The sequence below is a fragment of the Halomonas sp. 707D4 genome (assembly GCF_024158685.1).
Classification (GTDB): Bacteria; Pseudomonadota; Gammaproteobacteria; order Pseudomonadales; family Halomonadaceae; genus Vreelandella.
Genome location: NZ_JAMZBD010000646.1, coordinates 1 through 1,413, shown reverse-complemented (window position 1 = coordinate 1,413; position 1,413 = coordinate 1). Strand labels below are relative to the sequence as shown.

2 protein-coding genes and 1 pseudogene are annotated in these 1,413 nt (G+C 70.9%); 2 read left to right on the top strand and 1 reads right to left on the bottom strand.

Features of this window, described 5'->3' with window-relative positions:
* Together BIS11_RS17535 and BIS11_RS17530 are read left to right on the top strand one after the other, a co-directional pair.
* Positions 1-717, top strand: a 717-nt coding sequence (locus BIS11_RS17535; protein WP_253586719.1) for a helix-hairpin-helix domain-containing protein, incomplete at its 5' end; no start/stop codon positions are given.
* The gene (locus tag BIS11_RS17530) at positions 714-989 is read left to right on the top strand and encodes a YheU family protein (protein WP_253419883.1); all 276 of its coding nucleotides are present in this window, start codon (positions 714-716) and stop codon (positions 987-989) included. The genes BIS11_RS17535 and BIS11_RS17530, both read left to right, overlap by 4 nt.
* Here BIS11_RS17530 and BIS11_RS17525 read toward each other — a convergent pair.
* A pseudogene (locus BIS11_RS17525) lies at positions 990-1,413 on the bottom strand (FAD-dependent oxidoreductase); the annotation flags it as partial. It lies immediately after the preceding gene.

Genomic DNA, 1,413 nt, shown 5'->3' with positions numbered 1-1,413 from the left:
CGCAAGGAGGCGCTCAAGCACTTCGCCAGCCGCAAGGCGCTGGACGTCGACGGCCTGGGCGAGAAGCTGATCGACCAGCTCGTCGAGCGCGACTGGGTGGAGAGCCCGGCGGATCTGTTCGCGCTCACCGCCGAGCGGCTGGCCGAGCTTCCACGCATGGGGCAGAAGTCGTCCCGGAACCTGGTCGAAGCACTCGAGCGCGCCAGGCAGACCACCTTCGCGCGCTTCGTCTACGCCCTCGGCATTCGCGAAGTAGGCGAGGCCACCGCCGCCAACCTCGCCGCCCACTTCGGCACCCTCGATGCGCTGATGGAAGCGGATCAGGCGGCGCTCGAAGCCGTCAACGACGTCGGCCCGATCGTCGCGGCGCACGTCGCTACCTTCTTCGATCAGCCGCGCAACCAGGCGACCATCCAGGCGCTGCGCGATGCCGGTCTCACCTGGGAGGAGGCCCGCGTCGAGCGTGGCCCCACTCCCCTGGAGGGCCAGACCTGGGTGCTCACGGGCAGCCTCGACACCATGACCCGCGACGAGGGCAAGGCGCGCCTTCAGGCGCTGGGCGCCAAGGTCGCCGGCAGCGTGTCGAAAAAGACCGCCTGCGTGGTCGCGGGCGAGGCGGCGGGCAGCAAGCTCGCCAAGGCCGAGGAGCTCGGCGTCGAGGTGCTCGACGAGACCGCCTTCATCGACAAACTCAGGCAATGGGAGCAGGGCGAATGAGCCGTTTCATCGAAGTGCCGGCGCGGATGCTGCCGCCGGAAACCCTGAACGCGCTGCTCGAGGCCTTCGTGACCCGCCAGGGCTACGACACCACCGACACCAGCGGGGAGGGCATGCACGGCTGGGTCGCCGAACTCAAGCGCCAGCTCGAGCGCGGCGAGCTTCTGATCGCCCACGACATCGAGCTCGAGCAGACCGAAGTGATGACCCTGGCCCAGTGGCGCGCCTTCGGGCGCGACCTGGCCGACGACGAGGAGGAGGGCGACTACTAGTTAGTCGCCGGCGCGCACCAGCGCGCTGATCAGCCGCCGCCCGGGGTGCAGATGGTCGGCCAGGGGCCACTCCAGCGGCAGCGGCTCGTCCAGCAGTTGTGAGGCGATCATCTCGGCGCACAGCGGGGCGCTGGCAAGCCCCCGGCTGCCGTGGGCGGCGGAGATCCAGAGCCCGGCATGATGGGCGCCGGGGGTGGAGAACCGGTATGAAGCGTCCTGGGCGAGTGCGGCGTAGTCGCTCGCCCACTGCGCGGCGACCGGCACCGGGCCGGCGTAGGGCGTCTTGTCCGGGCTCGCTGCGCGTACCGCCGCACGCCCACCCAGGCGCTCGGCGGTAAGCGGGCCGCTTGCCGCCTCCAGCGCCGCGACCCACTCGGGAAGCGCGGCGCGCAGCTCGTCGATGTTGCGCTGGTGCTCCTCGTCG